At 72.4% G+C, this 5,994-nt stretch carries 3 protein-coding genes and 2 pseudogenes; all 5 read right to left on the bottom strand.

Annotated elements, in window-relative coordinates:
- A partial coding sequence (locus tag AB0J68_RS24910; RefSeq protein ID WP_363940619.1) for a putative peptidoglycan glycosyltransferase FtsW occupies positions 1 to 1,372 on the bottom strand: 1,372 nt, incomplete at its 3' end.
- Between the two features lie 509 nt (positions 1,373 to 1,881).
- A complete protein-coding gene (gene mraY / locus AB0J68_RS24905) occupies positions 1,882 to 3,006 on the bottom strand; it encodes a phospho-N-acetylmuramoyl-pentapeptide-transferase (protein WP_354856133.1) in 1,125 nt (374 codons plus the stop codon).
- Positions 3,003 to 4,400, bottom strand: a complete 1,398-nt coding sequence (gene murF, locus AB0J68_RS24900) for a UDP-N-acetylmuramoyl-tripeptide--D-alanyl-D-alanine ligase (protein WP_363940618.1) — start codon at positions 4,398 to 4,400, stop codon at positions 3,003 to 3,005. Before murF ends, mraY begins: the two co-directional genes overlap by 4 nt.
- Positions 4,397 to 5,482 (bottom strand): annotated as a pseudogene (locus AB0J68_RS24895) (UDP-N-acetylmuramoyl-L-alanyl-D-glutamate--2,6-diaminopimelate ligase); the annotation flags it as partial. The gene murF and the pseudogene AB0J68_RS24895, both read right to left, overlap by 4 nt.
- 4 nt (positions 5,483 to 5,486) lie before the next feature.
- A pseudogene (locus AB0J68_RS24890) lies at positions 5,487 to 5,927 on the bottom strand (TspO/MBR family protein); the annotation flags it as partial.
- Positions 5,928 to 5,994 lie beyond the last annotated feature (67 nt).

The following is a 5,994-nucleotide window of genomic DNA, read 5'->3' as shown; positions in this document are numbered from 1 at the left end:
GGTCGTCCTGGCGCCGCTCGCGGGACCGGGGCACGGACCCTCGGCCGGCCGGCGGCGACGCCGGTCGGCGACGCCGGCCGGGAAGCGGCGGCAACGGGGCCCAGAGTAGTCGGACCCACCGGGCCGGCGGACGGGCATGCAGTGCTCTGGCCGCATCGGGTTCGGCGCGGGCGAAGGACGCCAGCATGCCGATGCCGGCCAACGTCACGACCAGGGCGCTTCCGCCGTCGGAGATGAACGGCAGCGGCAGGCCGGTGATCGGCAGCAGCCCGACCACCCCACCGATGTTGATCACCGCCTGGCTCACCAGCCAGGTGGTCACCGCGGCGGCCGCGAGCCGCCGGAACGGGTCGTCGACCCGTCGGGCGATGCGCAGACCGGTGTACGCGAGCACCGCGAACAGGCTCAGCACCACCGCGCAGCCGATCACGCCCAACTCCTCGGCGATGATCGCGAAGATGAAGTCGTTGTGCGCCTCGGGCAGCCAGTCCCACTTCAGGCTGCCCTTGCCCAGCCCGACACCGAACCAGCCACCGTGCTCGATGGCCAGCCGCCCCTGGTAGAACTGGAGGCAGTCGTTGAGTTTGCAGGTCTCCGGGTCCGGTGGATTGAAGAACATGTCCAGTCGGGCGAGCCGGTAGTTGTCCGCGCCGCGCTCTCCGGAGCCGGCGCCCAGCGAGGCCACCGCGACCAGCAGGCCGATCCCGATCAGACCGGCAGTGGCCAGGGCGCCGAAGACCCGCATCCGCACCCCGGCGGCCCAGAGCAGGCCGACCACCAGGGCCAGCAGACAGAGCATCGTGCCCGTGTCGTTGTAGCCGACCAGGACGAAGAGCAGGCCGACCACCGGGAAAAGCGGGGTGGCCAACTCGCGCCACCACCCCAGTGCGGCGCCCTTGCGGGCGACGATGTGCGCACCCCACAGCACCATCGCGAACTTGGCCAACTCGGACGGTTGTAGCTGGATCCCGCCGACGAACAGCCAGTTCAGCCGCGCCTCGACCGGCCCGAACCCGGCCGACCGCTGACCGGTGAGCCGGGCGTAGCCGACCAGCAGGTTGAGCACCACCAGCAGCGCAACCGAGGTGATCAGCAACGGCCGACCCAGCGACCGGTAGGTGCTGGCGGGCAGGCGTTGGCAGGCCCAGAACGCCCCGATGCCGATCACCGCGAAGATCGCCTGCTTGGTCACCGAGGCCGAGGCGTTGCCGTCCTCGGCGTAGTCCTTCACGCTGGTCGCCGAGAAGACCATGGTCAGCCCGATCAGCAGCAGCAGGCCGGCGCAGGACAGCAGCAGGTAGTAGGACGCCAGCGGCCGGTCCAGCAGGCCACGCAGCGCGGCCAGCCCACCGGCCGCGTCGAATCCGCGCAGCGGGACGGCAGCGCCGCCCTCCGGCTCACGCCCCGTCGATCCCGCCGCACGTCCCGGGGCGCCCGGCTCACGCGCTCCCCGGCCCGGCTCACGCGCTGCGCCTTCCGCCGGACGCGCCGGGCCGTCCGCCTGGCGGGCCGCGCGGTCGGGCTCGCGGGCCGCGCGGCCGGCCTCCGCCGCACGCGCCGTGCCCGATGACCGTCGCGGTCGACCGGTTGTCCTGTCCTCGGTGCCTGGTTCCTCCCCCACCCGGACATCATCACCGTTCGGCACGCCCGACAGGCCCACAACGATGCACCGGGCGTGTCGGGCTTCGCCCCCCAGGGAAGGCGCCTCACCCCTTTGCTCTGCTTCACCCCACGCAACACTTTTGCCGCGCGAGTGTTGCGTCCGTTGAAGCAGAGCAAAGGAGAGTTCGACTACCCTGCCACCCGACCGGCTACGCGCACACCGCACCGGCCGGCCGGCCGGGCAGGCAGGCAGGCAGGCAGGCGGGTGAACAGGGTGGATCAGGTCATGTTGGCGAGGAACTCGCTGTAGAACAGTCCCAGGGCGATGGCCACACCGATGCCGGCGATGATCCAGAACCGGACCACGATGTTGACCTCGCTCCAGCCGGCCAACTCGAAGTGGTGCTGCAGCGGCGACATCCGGAACACGCGTTTGCCGGTGGTCCGGAAGGAAATGATCTGGATCACCACGGACATCGTGATGATCACGAAGAGCCCGCCGATGATCGGCAGCAGCAGGATGGTCCGGGTGGACATCGCCATGCCGGCGATCAGGCCGCCCAGGCCCAGCGCCCCGGTGTCACCCATGAAGATCCGCGCCGGGGACGTGTTCCACCACAGGAAGCCCACACAGGCCCCGGCTGCGGCCCCGGCTATCAGCGCGATCTCCAACGGGTCACGGACCTCGTAGCAGTACGGCTGGGTGTAGCTCGGGTCGGCGCACCAGTGCCGGTACTGCCAGAACGCGATAAGCGCGTACGCCGCGAGAACCATCACCGAGGCGCCGGTGGCCAGACCGTCCAGTCCGTCGGTGAGGTTGACGCCGTTCGTCGCGGCCATCACCACGAAGATGAAGATAATCACCGCGCCGACCTTGCTGACCTCCAGGAAGTCGATGTCCCGGATGAAGCTCAGCGTGGTGCTGCCCACGGTCTGGGTGTTGGTGGCCTTACCCGTCGCGTCGGTCATGGTGCTCGGGAACCACAGCGCGATGACCCCGAAGACCGCGCCGACCAGGATCTGGCCGAGCAACTTGCCACGCTTGTTGAGGCCGGCGCTGTTGCGCTTGCGCACCTTGAGGAAGTCGTCGAGGAAGCCCACCGCGCCGGAGAACACCATCAGCCCCAGCAGCACCAGCGCCGTGATGGTCGGCTCCACCTGGGCGATCTGCGCGTCCGGCAGGGTGGTCAGGGCCAGGTGCCCGGCCACGTACGCGATCACCGTGGCCAGGATGAAGACCACGCCGCCCATCGTGGGCGTGCCCTTCTTGCCCTGGTGCATGGCCGGGCCGTCGGACCGGATCGGCTGGCCGGCCTTGAGCCGGGTGAACACCTTGATCGCGATCGGCGTGCAGAACAGCGAGACGACGAAGGCCACCCCGATGGCGACGATGATGGCCCTCATCGACCGGCCTCCCCGGCGGCGTCGGCGCGCAGGGCGTCGGCCACCTCCCAGGTCCGGTACCGGGAGCCCTTGACCAGGACGACGTCGCCCGGCCGTAGCTCGCCCCGCAGCACCTCGACGGCCGCCGCCTGATCGGTGAGCAGCACCGACTCTCCTCCCCAGTTCGCTACCGCTGTCGCGCCTTCGTGGATCGGCGCGGCCGGCTCACCCACCACGAGCAGCCGGTCGACACCCAGCTCGGCCGCGAGACGGCCGACCTCGGCGTGGCCGTCGCGCTCGAACGGGCCCAGCTCGGCCATGTAACCGAGCACCGCGACGGTACGCCGCCCCCGACCGAGGCTGGCGAGCGCCCGGAGCGCGACAGCCATCGAGGCCGGGTTGGCGTTGTACGAGTCGTCGATGACTGTCACCCCGTCGGGCCGGTCGAAGACGTCCATCCGCCGGGTGGACTTCAGCCCCAGCTCGCCGAGGGCCGTGCCCAGGTCGGCCAGCGGCATGCCCAGCTCCCGGGCGACCGCGGCGGCGGCGAGGGTGTTGCCGACCTGGTGACGGCCGGTCAACGCGAGCCGCACCGGCACGCGCCCCTCCGGCGTGACCAGGGTGTACGACGGATGCCCCCGCTCGTCGAGCGTGACGTCCTCGGCGCGCAGGTCGGCGTCCGGGGCCTCGCCGTAGCGGACCACCCGGGCCCGGGTGCGACCCGCCATGGCGTCCACCCGGGGGTCGTCGGCGTTCAGCACGGCGAGGCCGTCGGCCGGCAGCGCCTCGACCAGCTCGCCCTTGGCCAGCGCGATGTTGTCCTGCGAGCCGAACTCGCCGATGTGCGACGTGCCGACGTTGAGCACCACCGAGATGCGGGGCGGCACCAGCTCACACAGGTAACGCACGTGCCCGATGCCGCGAGCGCCCTTCTCCATCACCAGGTAGCGGGTGTCCGGCCCGGCCAGCAGAGCCGTGTACGGGTGGCCCAGCTCGTTGTTGAACGAGCCGGGCGGGGCCACCGTGGCGCCGAGGCGGGCGGTGAGCTGGCCGATCAGGTCCTTCGTGGTGGTTTTGCCCGAGGAGCCGGTCACACCGATCACGGTCAGCTCGGGCAGCCGGGCCACCGCCGCGCGGGCCAGCCGGCCCATCGCGGTCAGCGCGTCGTCGACCAGCACCATCGGCACCTCGGGCACCTCGCGGGTGCCGAGCACCGCCACCGCGCCGGCCGCCAGCGCCGTCGCCGCGTAGTCGTGCCCGTCGACCTTCTCCCCCGGGAAGGCCACGAAGAGCGAACCGGGCCCTACCTTGCGCGAGTCGAACTCGACCGAACCGCTGACGGTGGCGGCCGGGTCCGCGTGCACGAGCCGCCCGTCGACCGCGGCGGCCACCTCGGCCAGGGTCAGCGCGATCACCGCTGACCCGCCCGGTCGGAGAAGCGGGCCCGCAGCGCGTCGGCCAGCTCGGTGCTGTCGTCGAACGGGAACATCTCGCCCGCCACCTCCTGGCCCCGCTCATGGCCCCTGCCGAGCAGCGCGATCACGTCGCCCGGCTCGGCCAGTCGGACCGCCTCGTCGATCGCGTCCCGGCGACCGGCCACCTCGATGATCCGGGCGGCGGTGCCCGCCCGGTACGCCCCGGCGAGCACCTCGGCGCGGATCTCCGCCGGGTCCTCGGTGCGCGGGTTGTCGTCGGTCACCAGCACCACGTCGGCCCCCTCGGCCGCGGCGGCGCCCATCACCGGGCGCTTGCCCCGGTCGCGGTCCCCGCCGGCGCCGATCACACAGATCAGCCGGCCGGCGCTCAGCTCGCGCAGCGCGGCCAGCGCGGCCACGATCGCGTCGGCCTTGTGCGCGTAGTCGACGACCCCGCGTACCGGCCCGACGACGTCGACCAGTTGCAGACGGCCGGGCACGCCACCGCAGGCGGCCACGCCGGCCGCCGCGGTCGCCGGCTCCACCCCGGCGCCCACCAGGGCGGCGATCGCCAGCAGCGCGTTGGCCACGTTGTGCCGCCCGGGCAGCGCCACCCCGGCGGTCAGCGCCACGCCGTCCGGGCCGTGCGCGGTGAACCGCTGCGCGTACCCCTCGCCGTCGACGCCGTCGGCCCACCACGTCGCGGTCGGGTCGCCGGCGGCCGAGTAGCTGACCGTCGCCGGCTTGTAGAGCGGCTTGAGCGCCGGATCGTCGTGGTTGAGCACCTCGACCGCGCACCGGCCGTCGAAGAGCTGCGCCTTGGCGGCGAAGTAGTCGGCGCTGTCGGCGTGGAAGTCCAGGTGGTCGGAGCCGAAGTTCGTGTACCCGCCGACGGCGAAGCGCACCCCGCCGACCCGGCCCATGGCCAGGGCGTGGCTGGAGACCTCCATGACCACGGCGGTGACGCCGCGCTCCCGGGCGGTGGCCAGCATCGCGTGCAGGTCGGTCGCCTCCGGGGTGGTGCGCACGCTGTCGATCACCAGATCGCCGAGCCGGGTCTCCACGGTGCCGATCAGCCCGGTGGCACGCCCAGTACGGCAGCAGCAGCGCGGTCGCGACCCGGGACACCCGGGCGAAGAGCGCCACGGTGAGGCCGATCGCCAGCCACATCACCACGATCTCGGCGAACGCCAGCCCGTACCGCCCCGCGCCGAAGAACAGTGGCGTCCAGATGGCGTTCAGGACGAGTTGGGCGGTCCACGCCCAGAGCGCGGGGGAGAAGCCGACCCGACGCCACACCAGCCAGCCGGCCAGGGCGATCAGCGCGTAGAGCACGGTCCAGACCGGGCCGAAGAGCCAGGAGGGCGGTGCCCAGCCCGGCTGGCGCAGGCTCGCGTACTCGTCGGTGGTGCCCTGCACGCCCAGCCCGCCGATCGCGGCCGCGACGAAGACCGCCGCCGCGAAGCCGGCGAGCGCCCAGCGCGACCGTCGGCCGGAGGCGGGCCGCGCCTCGCGAGATGTCTCCATGGTCGAGATATTGCCGCTGAACCGTCGGGTCAAACCCACAAAAAAGCGCCGGGGCCGCTGCGGCCGG

The organism is Micromonospora sp. NPDC049580, assembly GCF_040675595.1.
In the GTDB taxonomy this organism is placed as follows: Bacteria; Actinomycetota; Actinomycetes; order Mycobacteriales; family Micromonosporaceae; genus Micromonospora.
This window is presented reverse-complemented; position numbering and strand designations above follow the sequence as displayed.